The organism is Neobacillus sp. K501, from assembly GCF_053749995.1.
Genome location: NZ_JBSLYA010000003.1, coordinates 443,732 through 459,571 on the forward strand (window position 1 = coordinate 443,732; position 15,840 = coordinate 459,571).

Below are 15,840 nucleotides of genomic sequence, written 5' to 3' on the forward strand. Positions count from 1 at the left end.
ATTTCATTATACGATCCTATTCTTAGGCACCCAAATATCCGTAAACCCATTTTCAACCGAGTAATGATACAAGTCTACCAGCTTCTTACTGGTATAGACTTTCATGTCCTCTCTATTCCGAAGCTCGGGTATCGTGATGAGATTATCATTTCGATCGATGACAGTTTCTAGGAAAACTTTATCCGCTAATTTATCATTTTTGGATAAGTTGCAAGCGCTGCAGGCAATTACTAAGTTCCATAGTTGATCTGCTTGAACAAAACTCCAAGGAATGAAGTGATCCACATGAGCGTTCTCTTTCTTAACTTTCTTCCCGCAATAAAAGCATTTCCCACTGTAGAAGGATGCAAGCACCTGGTAAAACTGATCTAACGAAGACCGCTTCGAAACATTTTCTACCTTTAAAAGGAGATTTGTCGTATCTCCCTCTTGATTAAACTTTTCTAAAAATAAGGCAAGATGATAGTTGGTTAAATAATTCAACACTCGTTGAAACCGCTGCATAAACGAGTAAAAAGTTGGATTCAGTCTTACATACTCCTTTGCATTATCAAAATCATAAATCGTGCAACCGGTATCACCGTAAATGGCTCCCATAACATTCAGTTTGCAACGCTTCTTCACTTTCGTGATAATCTCCACCTGCAATTCACTCGAAAGCTTATCAAAGACGAGAGTTCTCGGTATTTGTTTCTTTACCTGAACATCGAGAAGGATTTTTTGTACTTCGGCTTTTTTATCGGTCATATTAATTTGATTAAGATCATGATGGATAACCAAATTCCAGTAGATCTTCGCAAAACTTGAAAAAACAACTGAATAATTCAACTCCAGCTTTTCATTTACGTTGTATAAGTTTTCAAGAATGGATTTAATCAAAACAAACTTATAGGTTGTAGAATTTTTTGATTTTGAAGAAAAAATGAAATTAAAATGTGACCATATTTCCTTATCAGTTAAATAGGTCGCTTTCATTTCTCCTACTTGTAGCTTATGGCTCATGGAACCTTCACCTGCATTACAATTGGGTTAGTATCTCTAATTTTAACAATTCCCTACCATTTTACTATAGTAGGCGTTAATCATCTTCCACTTCTATTAAGAAAATTCTTTCTTCGAAGCCGCCGCGCTTTTCTAACTTTTCCTTTCTTACTTTCTCCACCTTTTCAAAAGTGGCTCCATGGTATTTAGCTAAGGTATGAATGATTTCAAGGAGATCAGCCAGTTCCTCAATGGCATTCTCATCATTATTGGCACTTATGTATTCTTGTAGTTCTTCATGGCTTTTTTTCTTTAGCTCATTTATGTATTCTTGTTGGTCTAGTATTCTTGTTGAATAATTTTTTCCGGTGTTTTCGATGACATGTGGTATTCGGTCACGGACTAGCTTATTGTAAATTGGCAATGTTAGGTACCTCCTCCAAAATATGCATATATTTGTATTATATCGATAGTAGATAATTTTTTATAGAAATTGTACTAGCATTCCTCAATTTACTTTAATTTGAGGAATGCTACTGTATATTTCGCAAATAAAAAAACTCACTTAATAAATCCATAAGTGAGCACGAACTAATTAGTCCAATTTAGAATTAATTGTTCATTTTTAGGGAGTTACTTGGAACCAGAACTTACACAGCAGGTCTCAAGCAGTTTTGAAGACTATGGAGGACACCAGTACCCCATTCAGCCGTCTACAAATCCTGTTATATCAACGTTTCTAACGTGTACCTCGCTAGTCTTTTTGCGAAGTTCTCGACAGTTTCACTCTTAATCACGACAGTCTAATTATCGTATAATAATTTATATTTATCAAGAGATTTTAGGTAAGAATATTCTAAATTACTTAAAGAATTAAAAGTAAAGGTATGTATTGATTACCGAAAGGAAATTCAATAATAAACGGCAAGCCGTCAAACGAACTTCACCGAAAGTTAAAGTGGGCTATTTGTAAAAGAAAAAACATAGTAGGAACCACTAAGGTTAATATTTGTATACCTAAAAAGAAAAGCACCTCAAAGGGGTGCTAAAATTACGATTATTTTGGTTGTAATATTTCCTTCAATAATTCAATAGCACTTTCTTCTGAAGGTTCATTAGTACCAAGCTCTCCTTTAAAAGCTTTATGAAGAATTGCTTGCTTTAAAGAATCAATGTTTACAATTTCATTTAAGTGTTCCAAAGCTTCTGTTTCTTTAATGAGAATATTATTAATAATATTTATTAGGTGTGTTTGTTCTTTTTTATCCATAACAGGAATTGGTATATCCATTAAATCTGGCAAATTTATATAAGGTTGATCTGAACCCATTAACCTCTTTTGAACTTCTCCAAGAAAATAACTTGAAGTTAAGACTAAATATAAATAATCAATATTTATGTGATTTGCAATTGGTCTTAAGCACCCAACTCTTTGATACAAAATTGCTGGAAGATCAGCATTATTTATTATGCCAACCTTTAACTTATTATTTGTTATCGGTCTATTCAGAGCAATTAAAATATCATTTTCTTTCAATAATAATTTACTTTCTTTTTTGGTGTAATCCATTGGTAAGTAAGAAGTATCTTCCCAATTAATCTTTCTATATGATACATTTTGGATTTTAAGTAGCCTAACACCTGTTTCGGTGTACTCAGATTTCTTGAACCCCTTACCAGAAAAAACTGAACATAATTCCCTAAGTCTTATCCATCTCCATTCATTTGGTAAAACAAATGGTTCTTCCTCAATGCCTATTTCATCTATCATTTTGATTTCGAATGATAATTCTGATGAATTAAGTTTTCTCCATTCTTCTGTAAGCTTTCCTCGAAGTCCTTGACCTAAAATAGAAGCTCTGCGAATCTCAAATGTTTTCTTGGATTCTTCAATTAATTTTTCTGCTTCTTCAATATTACTTAAAAGATGCTCTACCTTCTCAGCAATTCGAAATTGTTCTTGTAGAGGTGGAAGTGGAAATGGGTAGTCTTTAATTATTGTCTGAGATATATTGGGCTGAGCCCCTCCTTTACCCATGTTGATTAAATTATTTCTCTGTTGCTTAAAGTAGTAAAATAGAAAATTTGTTGTTGTATTTTCTAAAGGTGTTGCAACTGCACATGCCTGGTTTGTTGCAGCTTTAAAATTAAAGATTCCCAATTTACCGATTGTAGCACCGTACATTGCAATCGCTACAGAACCTTTAGGGAATAATTTTGCAGAAGAATTTTTCAGTCCTTGTTCCGTAATTTTTTCATCGACTTCTTCAATAAATGAATCTTTTAAATCGCCGGTTTTTATCCAAGGAATTTCACCACCATAATATTCTGGGTGCTTCCGTGAAGGTGTACCTCCTGAACCCCAATTAGCAACATATTCACTTCTTATCCAAACCCAGTTCTTTGGGATTTCATAGGGCTGTTTCTCATTCGGAACTAAGGCAAGATCAACTATATCATTAACTGACATTTGCTTCTTAACCTTTTTACTCATTACTTCCCACCTCTACACTTTCTGAAGGCTTGCTTTTTTCAAGTCTACTCCCATTCTGAACTGCAAGTAGGTCTTCAACAACCTTGTTCAACAAACCCACAGCTTGTTCTAGCTTTACTATAATTTCTTCTGCTGAATCAATCGGATCCGGTAAGTTTTCATATACCGAAAGTGTTTCATCAGCAATTAAACCTATATCCAAGCTATTATCCTTCTTACGAATCTCATCCCGTGTGAACATATTGAATCGTTCATCTTTTACACTAGCTCTATCTTCAGAATTATATGCAACATAGAAACCTTCAAAGTGTTTTTCTGTTAACGGATATCTCTTTCCAAAACTTGGCATTTTAGTTCTTAAATCATAGACCCAAACCTCTTTAGTATTATCTTTATCACTCTTGCCACGAGTGAAGAACAAAACATTTGTTTTAACACCTGGAGCATAGAAAATACCAGTAGGAAGCCGGAGAATTGTGTGTAAATTACATTTGTCCATTAAATCTTCACGAATTTTGGCTCCCGTACCGGCTTCAAATAGCACATTATCCGGTAGGACAACTGCTGAACGAGCTTCCCCATTCGGCTTTAAAGCACGATAAATATGCTGTAAGAAATTCAACTGCTTATTTGTAGTAGTAAAAGTTAAATCATCACGTGTAGGGCGTTCGCCACCTTGTTTTGTACCGAACGGGGGATTAGTCATAATAACTTCGTAACCCTTTAAATCTTTACCAATGTCAGATAAGGTATCTCCAAGAATGATTTCTCCATGAATGTCGTGTAGTAATGCGTTCATCATTGCAAGACGGTGAGTATCTTTAACTAACTCAACACCAGAAAAAGCTTTATACTTTTGAAATTCTGCTTCCTTTTCACCTAAGTCAAAGTAATCGTCAGTCATTTCACGGACATGTCTATCGGCTGCAATCATAAAACCGAATGTACCAGCAGCTGGGTCATTACACCTTTCTCCTGGTTTTGGATCAACTAATTTTACAATTACATCAATCAATGGGCGTGGTGTAAAGTATTGCCCTGCTCCTGATTTTGTTTCGCTAGCGTTCTTCTCTAATAAACCCTCATACAAATCCCCTAGCCCTTCTTCTTTCGCACTATACCAGTCTAGTTGGTCAATAGAACGGATAATTTTTTCAAGGTTTTTTGGTTCATCTATATTTGTTGTAGCATTAAGGTAAATTTGTTTTAAGATTTCGTGTGATTCATTGCCCAGGTCTAACAGCAATTTTCTATAGTAATTTTTTAAGTCGATTCCATGTTTATCGGTTAATGAATCCCAGCGAAATTGTTCAGGTATGTAATCCTCATTCCCAGTTTCTTTCATCATTTTTAGGAACAGCAAATACGTTAATTCCGTAACATACTGATGATAGGTAATCCCATCATCACGTAAAACATTACATAAATTCCATAATTTTTGTACTATGTCTTGATTGCCCATTTAGCTTTCTCCTTTACAAATTACATCTTCTTTTAACTTAACCTTTCCATTATAGCAAAATCCCCAAAAAAGAAGACCTCTTTTTTAGAGGTCAAGAACTACGCTTTTTCTTGTACATCTTGTTTGTATAAAGCGAAATTTATTCTTTTTACAATATCCGGCAGTTCACCTTGGAAGATTTTATTCAATTGCTTGAAGCCGCCTTTACTTTTAAAAGGTTCGACGTTGAATGCTTGCTCTGGGTCTGGATCAAGAATTGATTCTTGGAGCAGCTGTTTCTCAATTCTTTCTAACCATTGTTTTTGGACTTTCGGCCAGGCTTTCATTGAATAGATATTTTTCATGGCATTTTTAATACGTTCTTCATGACTGATAAGTGGATCGCCTAGTGCTTGTTGTCGTATGAAACTAATAATGTCTGCAGCTATATCCTCATTTTTAGTATCACGCCATGCAGCTTGTAGATTCTTCTCTGTATAGCCTTTTTGGTCTAAAGCAATACGAAGTTTACGAAGCTCTTCCCTCGTTAAATCACTAGGACGTGAACATACAATTTGTAAAGCTGGAATAAGATTCATGTTCTCCTTTACAAATTGACTAAAACTCTGTAGATAATCCTCTGGCTTTTCTGCATTTCCATACCCTCTTGTTACTTCAATTAACTTATCTTCATGACGTGATATTAACTGACGAATAGGACGTTCCCTATTTTCATCAATATAGTTAATTAACTCCTGACTACTTTTTAGTCTTTGTGAAATCTGACTTTCACTTGTATTTTTTATAGTTTCAATAAACTCCTCAATAGTTTTGCCACCAGATAAGACCTTGAAATCTTCCCGTTCTTTTTCAGTCCATTGTTGTTTTCTTCTTTGCATTTTTGCAACGAACTGATCCTTATGTTGTTTTAAATGCTCCTCATTTTCAAGTTGGTCAATTTCTTCAGCTAATTGAGTTAATGTAACTTTAGGGCTTGTAACGACAGGCTTCATACTTGTATATGGTTTTAATGATTCATATAAACCAACTGCATCATATATTGAAAAATGGTCCTTTCCAATTTCATCAGCTCGTCGGGTAGCTCTACCTAACATTTGCTCATATAAAATTCTTGAACGAATCCTTCTGAGAAACACCAAATTTACAATTTTCGGAATATCAACACCAGTAGTCAATAAATCTACTGTTACAACAATATTGGGCAAACGTTCATTCTTAAAAAGCTTAATTGCTTGGATTGGATCTTTAATAGAACCAGTTATTTTCATCACAGCGTTATCTTCAATTTGTCCATGTACATTTTCAAGTTCTTCTTTTAAAATGCGAATAACCATGTCAGCATGGTCATCAGTAGCAGCAAAGATAAGTGTTTTTCCCTCACCATAAGGGTCTAAATGATTAGCCAATTCACCCAAAATAACACGATTAAAACTCTCTGTTATTACGGTTTTATTAAATTGAGTAACTTCTATATTCACTTCGTCTTCAAGTATTTCTTTATCTATTTCACCTGTTCTTGAATCATATACCTCTACTTCTGAACCTCCCTCCCATTTGATTCCACTTTTTTTAAGAGTAGTTTCAAATTGGTAAGGTGGCTCATGGTCAATTAAGTATCCGTCAATTACAGCTTCACGATAGGAATAAGTGTAAACAGGCTCACCAAAAATTTCAACGGTATGCAAGGCTGGTGTAGCAGTTAGTCCAATTCTTGCAGCATCAAAGTAATCCAATACCTTTCGATACTTGCTTACATAATCATTGTGATCACGAAATTCAAGCTCAACATCTGTCATTTCTTTATCCAAGGTATATCCTCTATGGGCTTCGTCTACGATAATACAGTCATATTGGTCTACTGTTGGTATAGATGAATCATTTTCATTATAGAAAAGCCTTTTTAGCATTCCTTGGACAGTAGCAATTTGGACTTTTGTTTCCGGATTGGGCTTTTGGTCATCTAGAGTTTGTAGCTCAAAAATCTCGGTAAAGGAATGGAAATTCTCCAGTTTAGAATCCTTGAAAGCTGCTTCTGCCTGTCGACCAAGAGCCGAACGATCCACGAGGAATAATATTCGTTTAAAGCGATTGTGCTTTATTAAACGATATATTAACCCTATTGCCATACGTGTCTTACCTGTCCCAGTTGCCATAGCTAGTAGAATTTCATTCTTTCCTTTTGAAAGTGCATGTTCAACTGATGAAATTGCACTTTCCTGGTATGGGCGTAAGTTTAAATAATCAAGGGTTTCATCTTGTAAATCTTCTGTCGCTTTATCAATATCATGTTTTAAATATTCTTTCAGACCTTCGGGTGAGTACCATGCTTTCAATACCCGAGGGTGATTTGTTGGTTTTCTAGCGTCTAAAAACCAAATACCCGATTTTTCCTCTAATTGTTTTAAATATGAACGACCATTAGTGGCGAATAGAAAAGGAACAAAGTAATCGCCAAAGGGCTTATTAATTATCTCATTATCTTGTTGAACCACTAATCGAGCATATTCCTTCGCTTGTTCAATATCCGATAAAATATTTTTACCTTTTCTTTTCGCTTCAACAATTCCGATAAATTCTAATCCAACAAATAAAGCATAGTCAGCAAAACCCTTTTTTAAGGGCCACTCTGCTATAGCCAAATTTTTACCCTTTTCTGGTCTTGTTCCTTTTCCAAAACGAAGTTTTTCTGTATCTGCTTCCCACCCCGCTCGTCTTAACTGTTCATCTATAATAATTCTTGTTTCTGCTTCGGATAATTTAATATTTTTACTTAAACGTTTCGATTCCTGTTTTCTTTTTAGTTTTTCTTCATTTGGAACAATGCTCTGCTCCTGACGTAACGTTTTGAGTTGAGCTTCAAGTTGAGAAACTTTTTCTTCATATGTTTGTGAAAGTTTTTCAATTTCTTCCTCAGTTATAGTTGCTAATTTTTGAGGTTCACTATACTCTGGTTCTTTAAAGTCCCATTCTCCGTATACTTGCATAAACCATACTGCAATACGAAACGCCATATGTACTAAGGTTTTAGCTTCCTTTTCAGTTCCGAATCCAGCTTCATGAACAGCTTTATTCCCTTTTTTGCGAATTGTATCGAACATCTCATGTAAATCATCAGATATCAGCTCGTCACGTTTAAGAGCGTTCAACCGGTCAACTTGATTTGTATCAAAGGTTTCCTTAATTTCTTCATAAGCCAAAACATATTTAACAATTGTTTCTGCAAACATTCTTAATTTAATCAAAGTAATGTTTGGATCAATATGTACGTTCTTTTCTGCCGTTTCCCCTAAGTTAGCAAGTATTTCCCACTTTTTTATCAAAAAAGAAAAATTACTTTCAGACAAGAAATAGCACCTCACACTCTAGTTATTTATTCCTATTATAACAACAACAACAACAGTTAAGGAAATATTTTCAATTTTAGTTTTAGCTAACCATAATTGTTTTCCAGATGTGAATTTATCGTTCTGTGATAATAACTCAACAGTCTGGTGTCATATCCTTTAGGTATTTACACTATTTCGATATGTAGTACCATCCAATTATTCACCTAAGCCGTCTTATTACCTTCTGGTACATTCTCCAGGAATTTTTAATTAAATTTAAATTTTCAAGACAACTTTATTCTATTAAACCAAGAAGTTAGGATATAATATTTATGGTTAAATATGGTCTTGGAGGTATAAATTTGAAAAGTATTAGAATTAAAAACCTTAGGAGTCTTAAAGATACATCTGAAATTGCTATAAAACCATTAACTGTTCTTGTTGGTAAAAACAGCTCTGGGAAAAGTACATTTTTGAGATTTTTCCCTTTACTAAAACAGACACTAGAAACAAGAATAAATGAGCCTGTTCTTTGGTATAGTTCGAGATATGTTGACTTCGGTAGTTTCGAGGAGAGTCTTAATAGAACCAGTGAAAACAAACTAATCAGTTTTTCTTTCGAATTCGAGTTAAACCGAAAGAGGTTAAACATACCTCGTTTCAGAAGAGGTTTTTTTTACGCAGATCATTATTTGACTAATGAAAATACTAAACAAAAACATGAATATCTAAATTGCAACTTATGCATTGAATTTAACAAACAGAATTTTGAGAGTCTGTATATAAAGTGTGCAGATCAAGAAATTAAAATTGACAAATCACTAAAGAATAACAAAACAATAAACTTGAAAATTAATAATATGGAAATTAAAAATAACTTTTTTATGAATGAAACTGAAGTTGGCAATTTAATACCACAAATATTTTCCCAAGTAAATGAAAATAAATTTACCATTTTAGATGAGTATTTTAGGAGAGAATTATTTACCCTTTTTAAAAATATGGCATATCAAAGTACGACAGCCGAAACAATTGAAGATTTTTCATTTATAAATTTTGGTGGGCAAAAGGAAATACTTAATAGCTTAAAAAATAAAAGATCATCAGCGACAGTTTTAATTAATAATGTAAGAAATTTAGATATTAATGATGAGATGTTTAAAAAAATAAACAACAGTTACGTAGGATTATATTTAAATAATATAATATCTGCCATCAATAATTATCTTAAACGCTATTTTTCCTCAGTAAAGTATATCGCACCTTTAAGAGCAAGTGCTGAAAGATACTATAGAATTCAAGGGATTTCTCTAGATGAAGTTGATCCCCAAGGTGAAAATATTCCGATGTTAATACAAAACATGAATGATAGTGAAAAGTTTCATTTTGACAATTGGCTTTTAGAAAATTTCAAGTTTAAGATAAGTTCAAATTTAGAAAGTGGACATTCCTCTTTAAAAATACAATATAAAAATGGGTACGAAGTTAATCTAGCTGATACAGGTTTTGGTTATTCACAAATACTTCCAATATTATTAATACTCTGGCAAGCAAATGGCACCAATAACAATAACAAAAAAATTAAAAACACAGAAATTGAACAGTTTTGGTATGTCGAACAACAATTTGATCAAGTTATTAATATTGTTATAGAACAACCTGAACTGCACTTACATCCAGCTTTACAAGCAATGTTAATGGATTCGTTCGTAAGAATTATAAAACTTTGCAAAAGCCATGATATAAATATTAGTATAATAATTGAAACTCATAGTGAGACTATTATTAATAGAATTGGTTATTTAATTGCAAAGAATTTTGAAGAAATTAATAAAGATATGGTAAATATATTAATCCTTGATAATACTGAAAATAATTATGATACAAAAATTCAATCCACTTCATATACAGAAGAGGGATTTCTACAAAAATGGCCATTTGGATTCTTTAGCCCGGAGGAAGTCTAGTGTTAATAAAAATTGATACATCAGTAGTAGATTTTATTAAAACCAATATCCACAATTTAACAGAATCAAGTGATGAAATAAGTGCACTGAACAACCTTGCAATTTCTTCAATGCATGGTATTCATATAGTATTTGCAACTCTTCCGGCGTTAGAATTTTTAATGAAACTCGAATTATTAGATTTTAGTTCTAGAAAAATATATAATTCAATTTTCACTAGATTTTCCATGTTAGGTTCTTATCAATCTTTATTTAACAGTTATATAGTTGTCAAAGATACCAATTGTACCTTAAAAAGGGTAAACAATGTTTTTGAAGTTCCACTGAATTATTTTAGCCATATATTAAGCGTTAATCCTACAAAGTTATTATGTGAAGATATTAGTGACTATAAATTGTATACTAAACTAGCAAAAAAATATATAAAGGAACATCATACTACATATAATCTTTCTCTATCATTTGATTTTGTAAATGGTGGTGGAGATCGAAGTGGATTAAATTATGAAAATTTATTAATTGATAAAAATCAGATATCCTTAGCTATCGCTGATAGTGACAAGAAGGTTCCACACGGCGATATTGGAAATACATTGAAGGGATTACGAAGCAGTTTTAATAGATTTGGACAAAATAAGGTTACTGATTTAATTGGCTTAAGTGTTAGGGAGAAAGAAAACCTAATCCCTCCATCTATTTATGAATTATGTTCTAATTCTTCGTTAGATGAATTAATTAATAAATTAATGATGATTGAATCATCAAAAGAACATTATGAAAAATTATTTTATTTAGACATTAAAGATGGTTTACAAGCAAAGCAGTTGAAAAATAATAGTAGTCAAATGGAATATTATAAAGATATGTTTAGGGAAATTCCTGAACTAATTTCATGTACTGTAGATGAAATAGACAATTTACATGATGAGGACTTTATCATTAGAGGAATCGGGACAAGCTTAATGGATAACTTTGTAACAAACGTTCTAGAAGATGGATTAGATAAGCAATTAAAGACAAAAAAAGAATTGAGTAGTCTAGATCCTATAATTATTACTATGTTAGAAGACAAAATTAAGATAAAAGATCATCTTTTTAATAACATACCAGATTTTATAAAACCACATATTGTAGAAATATGTGAAACTATTATTGCTTGGGGCTGTTCAACATCTCAGCCAAACTCTATTGCTGGATAATTTGGAGATAGAATTTAACATTTAGGAATTATTTTTAAAAAAGGGAGAAAAATCAAAAGATTTTTTCCCCTTTTTTCCATCTGTTATTGCAAACCATCTATTTTGTGTAAAAAACTAGGAAAACACCTGGTTCGTTTTGGATTGCATAGGAATTGAACATAATAAGTCCATCTAATCCTACCTGTAATTACCTCAGTGAATCCATTACTTCAAATAGTTACCTTCACCCGAAAATGTTACTCGATTGCTATTCCTATTCGGTGGTCATAACTTCTCCTTTTCATATTGAAACAAGCCTCTAATTCACCCTGAGTCTGTAACTGATCCTACAATACAAAACGACTCTTGCCACTTCTTTCTGCCTCTGCAACCTATCGCCAAAATGATCATCGTTCTGCATTTAACCCAAAATAAAAGGACCAAACTTGGTCCAAGTTCATTTATCAATATTTAATTATAGCCACTGTCAATTCAACAAGGAAGCGAGTATGAAGATTTTTAATAATACACTTAATTTCACTCATATAGTCGTACTTTAATAGGGCAACTCTGATCCTTCTTTTTTATAGAATTCTAACGAAGAGGTTCTAATTTCTGCTTCTTGATTGGCTCGTTCAGCCATCGGTGAAAAGTTCAAGAATTTTGGATCGGCTATGATAACACCTCTCCATTAGAAACTACAGAGGATGATAGTAATGAAGTTATCGAGGACGAAAATTTAATCTACTAACTTAAAACAAATAATCCGTCCCATAAAATGGAACAGCCTAATCAGCTTTATTGTTTACTTTTTTAAGAAGTAGTATATACATTTTCCTCACAATCCATCAATCTTCCACCAACAGGATTATATCCATATTCCCCCCTAAGATATTCCGCTATCTTATCATGAACGATACAACCCACTTCACCATATTTTCTTCTATTCTCAGCATAATCTTTATGTTTCACTACGAACATCCATTTACGTCCGTATGCCTTGAGTTGCTTAAATCCATATCTTCTATCATATCCTTTAACATTAATGTTAATTAAGTCTAAGCAAACAAGTTTGTTCAAATATAAATTATCTAAATATTCGATCTCGAAGCATTTGTCTATGATGTTAGGTAGTTCCTTTGTTTCATCGTATTCCCTTATTTGTACACCATTAATAGTTTGAAACATACATTTCCTCCTAACAATATCGAAAGTCAAGGAAAGTATAACATTGTTAATGTTCAAAAATTATGTTCAATAATTACATTTTAGTGAAATAATATAATAATTGTTATTTTTATTAGTCATATTCATTTTTTAACAATAGAGAACCACCCCGTAACGAAAACGGAAATGCATTTTATAAAATGTATAACTTTTCACTTCCATATGGCCAACGAGCTACACCATGATCAACCAATATATGCTGAAAAGTTTTGTGTGAAGCATTCGTACCCACTTCTAAGCTAACACCAAGAAGCATTAGCCAGTGACTCTTTTCCATTTTCAATTCTTTTTAATTTAAATTTTTTGGATTTACACTGAAGATCTAACCTTCCATCATTACATTACTCTTTCTAGAGTCTGATCCGTACAGCCTAATTTAATCCATTCTCATGAAAGGCAGTATCACTCCCATAAATATCAACCACACTGCCATTCCGTATTATAAGACCGAGGACATCAATCTCACCTTGTTTGAAAAATTGTGAATGTGATTGATTATTATTAAAGATATTTAATAAATACTCTCCTTCTTGTAATGACTTGTAATTTTCATTATTTTTATTATCAAGTCTTCGTTGTGCATTTCCCAAGCATTGACATCCGGTTTCCAGTTTAACTGGAACAGCTTGGCAATGCTGGATATGTCTCAACCAGGATAGAATCATTGATTCGCATATTTCTATTTTCATTTTCAATCACCTATTGATAATTTGTTTATATCACCAAACACCTATTTATTCGACATTTTCTGTCAAACTCCTTCGTTTTTTTTAATAGCGAAAACTCATATAAGATGTCGACTAATAAAAAGCGAAGTACTTCAACCAGAATTTCATAGACTATGCTATTGGAGAAACCCAAAAAAGGATGCCCCCTAAAAAGTTATACTTTGGGGACACCCTCTCCTCAATTTAATTAAACTAATGCAATTATTTATAATTAACTAAATAACAGTCCAAATAAACAATCTCATAAATTATAATAATGGATTTATATAGGATGTTTAGAATCTCTACATCCTTATTCTCTTTTAACCAAATGTTCAATTCTCTTGAATCCTCAATTGCTTTCACTTGAATGTCTGAAGCATTTGCATTACTTACACTTATCAAATTCCTCCAAATCGTTACTTTACAAACCATTCGTAAAAAAACTAATGAAAGAAATTCATCTTGGGAAGTAGATCAGCGAATCATGTATGATATTTTTAAGTGGAGTTTTATTATCTATTGGAATTAATTAATCCTTTTGTGCTTTTTTAAAGGAAATTTACTAGCATGAATTCAACCACGACAAAGAAGAACAAAAAAGGTCAAGTAGTTAAAATTCAAAAGGAAGTAGAACAACTAGAAGAAGTAATGTATCTACTCCAGTTTTGAAAAACGAAATACAAATGGATACCGAAGGGCAAGAAGAGGTAGTTAAATCTTTACATAAGCCGAATCACTTTGGAACCAATACGAGCAAATTCATATAATGCCTTTTTCAGTCTTTTCTCAACACAATAAAAACACTAATTTAACTAATTATCTATGTAAACACCCATTAAATCCCCATTTGGTAACAAAATTAGGGACGCTCCAAATGTTACGTTTATTCCTTTTTGCTAGGTTCTCATCTTTCTTAAATGGATCTAGATATTTATAGGGAGGATCCAAAATATATCCTAATCGAGCATATCCTTCTTTTAGAAGCGTTTCTTGAATCAATTTTCCATCTACATAAACATAGGCTAACAGCCGTCCAAATGAATCCCTCGTGCTTCCCTGTTCCAATTCCATTGTTAACACACCACTCTTCACCAGCTCGTTATTTCTAAAGAAAGCTTCCATTGCAAAGTGCTGGATACATGTTTTTGGGTTCTTTGACTCAGGAGTATCGACAAGTAAATAACGAACGGTTTCAACCTTGCCGTTTACTCTTATTTTTATCGTATCACCATCTATGATATCGACTAAAGTAATCGGTACCTGATTCGTTGATAGAACAAGCGCTTCGCCTTCCATTAATTCACTTCTTTGATTTTCCGTAACCTTATTGCTTGTCCCCTGTGAAATTACTTCTTTCTGTGATGGTTTTGAATAGAATGCTTGACAGGTAGCTGCTGCGATAATCACGATTCCACCCTTACCGTATCCACTTCTCACCCTCACCACTCCCGCTTAAAATATCCCGCTACAGCCGGAAAAATCTTGAATTCCTTCTTCATGTCCCGAAATGAAATCACTTCTTTGGCTCTAACAAGCTGGAAATCGAGTGGATATTCGTGGCAGTTCAATGGGCCTTGATGTAAAGTTTCTTCATAGTATTGAATCGCCTGATGCTTACTGCCAGCAAAAATAAACACAAAATCCTTTTCGTTCATTTTCAATGAGTAGATGTTAATCCGATGAAAACCAAGTAAATTGGTATGAATCATTTGCGCTACTTTTTGATGATCTGCTTGTTCTAAATCAATATGGTCTATGTCATCCTCTAATGAAATTTTCTTCTCTGTTAGTAAATGGTGGAGGTAATGGGCCAATGCAGATTCTTCATGAACAAGACTATCCTGGTAAACTTCTTTGACAAGCATGTGAATACACCTCGATCTCGCATTTTTTATCTTGCTAGGCTTACTGGCTCATTCAAATTTCTTCCTGGGTAAGACTCGATTCGATTTTGTCTTTAATCCTTCCTAATTTCTCGTAGTAATTGACTGTGACGATTCCAACTGGACCATTACGGTTTTTCGAGACGATGATTTCAAGTGAATGGTTGTCCGTTTCCTTGTTATAGTACGCCTCACGATATAAGAACATGATGACATCGGCATCCTGTTCCACGCTGCCGGATTCCCGAATATCCGACATGATCGGTCGTTTATTCTCTCTTGATTCCACCGATCGATTTAACTGTGCCAAACAAATAACGGGACAATGAAACTCCTTCGCCATCGTTTTGAGAGATTTCGATACTACTTGCCTAAACCTAACTTTCGAAAAGCTGGAGGGACACCTTTATCGACAACGTATAAGGTATTCCCATTAGGGGGACATAGGTTAAGTAGTGAAAAATTCAGGGAAGATGATAAAATTGGATCCGAATTCTTCTGCTGTTTTAATATAATGCTCCACCTGGTCTGCAAACTCTTTAAAAGAGCTAATGGTATGAAGATAATACTGAACGGCTGATACTCTCATTTGCATACAATCCCCTTCTTTCT

11 protein-coding genes and 2 pseudogenes are annotated in these 15,840 nt (G+C 33.3%); 2 read left to right on the forward strand and 11 right to left on the reverse strand.

Features of this window, described 5'->3' with window-relative positions:
- Positions 1–6: 6 nt before the first annotated feature.
- From ACWM35_RS10145 to hsdR, 5 genes are all read right to left on the reverse strand, one after another.
- Complete coding sequence (locus ACWM35_RS10145; RefSeq protein WP_454817916.1) at positions 7–1,002, reverse strand: HNH endonuclease; 996 nt, start codon at positions 1,000–1,002, stop codon at positions 7–9.
- Between the two features lie 76 nt (positions 1,003–1,078).
- Positions 1,079–1,405: a pyrophosphohydrolase domain-containing protein gene (locus ACWM35_RS10150; protein ID WP_454817918.1), complete on the reverse strand. Its 327-nt coding sequence runs from the start codon at positions 1,403–1,405 to the stop codon at positions 1,079–1,081.
- Between the two features lie 633 nt (positions 1,406–2,038).
- Positions 2,039–3,475: a restriction endonuclease subunit S gene (locus ACWM35_RS10155; RefSeq protein WP_454817920.1), complete on the reverse strand. Its 1,437-nt coding sequence runs from the start codon at positions 3,473–3,475 to the stop codon at positions 2,039–2,041.
- Positions 3,468–4,937, reverse strand: coding sequence for an N-6 DNA methylase (locus tag ACWM35_RS10160; RefSeq protein WP_454817922.1), 1,470 nt, complete (start codon positions 4,935–4,937; stop codon positions 3,468–3,470). The genes ACWM35_RS10155 and ACWM35_RS10160 overlap by 8 nt, the downstream gene beginning before the upstream one ends.
- A gap of 98 nt (positions 4,938–5,035) precedes the next feature.
- The gene (hsdR, locus tag ACWM35_RS10165; protein WP_454817924.1) at positions 5,036–8,281 is read right to left on the reverse strand and encodes a type I restriction-modification system endonuclease; all 3,246 of its coding nucleotides are present in this window, start codon (positions 8,279–8,281) and stop codon (positions 5,036–5,038) included.
- Between the two features lie 344 nt (positions 8,282–8,625).
- Here hsdR and ACWM35_RS10170 point away from each other — a divergent pair, with 344 nt between their 5' ends.
- Both ACWM35_RS10170 and ACWM35_RS10175 read left to right on the forward strand, forming a co-directional pair.
- Positions 8,626–10,230, forward strand: a complete 1,605-nt coding sequence (locus ACWM35_RS10170) for an AAA family ATPase (RefSeq protein WP_454817926.1) — start codon at positions 8,626–8,628, stop codon at positions 10,228–10,230.
- Entirely contained in the window at positions 10,230–11,429 is a 1,200-nt protein-coding gene (locus ACWM35_RS10175; RefSeq protein WP_454817928.1) for a hypothetical protein, read from the forward strand. Before ACWM35_RS10170 ends, ACWM35_RS10175 begins: the two co-directional genes overlap by 1 nt.
- Before the next feature lie 792 nt (positions 11,430–12,221).
- Here ACWM35_RS10175 and ACWM35_RS10180 read toward each other — a convergent pair.
- From ACWM35_RS10180 to ACWM35_RS10205, 6 genes and pseudogenes are all read right to left on the reverse strand, one after another.
- Positions 12,222–12,596, reverse strand: a complete 375-nt coding sequence (locus tag ACWM35_RS10180; protein ID WP_454817929.1) for a hypothetical protein — start codon at positions 12,594–12,596, stop codon at positions 12,222–12,224.
- A 410-nt stretch (positions 12,597–13,006) separates the two neighbouring features.
- Positions 13,007–13,324: a hypothetical protein gene (locus tag ACWM35_RS10185; RefSeq protein WP_454817931.1), complete on the reverse strand. Its 318-nt coding sequence runs from the start codon at positions 13,322–13,324 to the stop codon at positions 13,007–13,009.
- Between the two features lie 837 nt (positions 13,325–14,161).
- Positions 14,162–14,782 carry a thermonuclease family protein gene (locus ACWM35_RS10190; protein ID WP_454817933.1) on the reverse strand — a complete coding sequence of 207 codons (621 nt, stop codon included), beginning with the start codon at positions 14,780–14,782 and terminating at the stop codon, positions 14,162–14,164.
- A 2-nt stretch (positions 14,783–14,784) separates the two neighbouring features.
- On the reverse strand, positions 14,785–15,210 hold the full coding sequence (locus ACWM35_RS10195) for a hypothetical protein (RefSeq protein ID WP_454817935.1): 426 nt from the start codon (positions 15,208–15,210) through the stop codon (positions 14,785–14,787).
- 52 nt (positions 15,211–15,262) lie between these two features.
- Positions 15,263–15,580 (reverse strand): annotated as a pseudogene (locus ACWM35_RS10200) (DnaB-like helicase C-terminal domain-containing protein); the annotation flags it as partial.
- A gap of 99 nt (positions 15,581–15,679) precedes the next feature.
- Positions 15,680–15,823, reverse strand: a pseudogene (locus ACWM35_RS10205) (carbon-nitrogen hydrolase family protein); the annotation flags it as partial.
- Positions 15,824–15,840: the final 17 nt, after the last annotated feature.

What these genes read in the sequence shown, in the direction of transcription:
- ACWM35_RS10155 (WP_454817920.1), bottom strand. Translation starts at nt 3,475, where the DNA reads ATGAGTAAAAAGGTTAAGAAGCAAATGTCAGTTAATGATATAGTTGAT.
- ACWM35_RS10185 (WP_454817931.1), bottom strand. Translation starts at nt 13,324, where the DNA reads ATGAAAATAGAAATATGCGAATCAATGATTCTATCCTGGTTGAGACAT.
- ACWM35_RS10145 (WP_454817916.1), bottom strand. Translation starts at nt 1,002, where the DNA reads ATGAGCCATAAGCTACAAGTAGGAGAAATGAAAGCGACCTATTTAACT.
- ACWM35_RS10180 (WP_454817929.1), bottom strand. Translation starts at nt 12,596, where the DNA reads ATGTTTCAAACTATTAATGGTGTACAAATAAGGGAATACGATGAAACA.
- ACWM35_RS10160 (WP_454817922.1), bottom strand. Translation starts at nt 4,937, where the DNA reads ATGGGCAATCAAGACATAGTACAAAAATTATGGAATTTATGTAATGTT.
- ACWM35_RS10195 (WP_454817935.1), bottom strand. Translation starts at nt 15,210, where the DNA reads ATGCTTGTCAAAGAAGTTTACCAGGATAGTCTTGTTCATGAAGAATCT.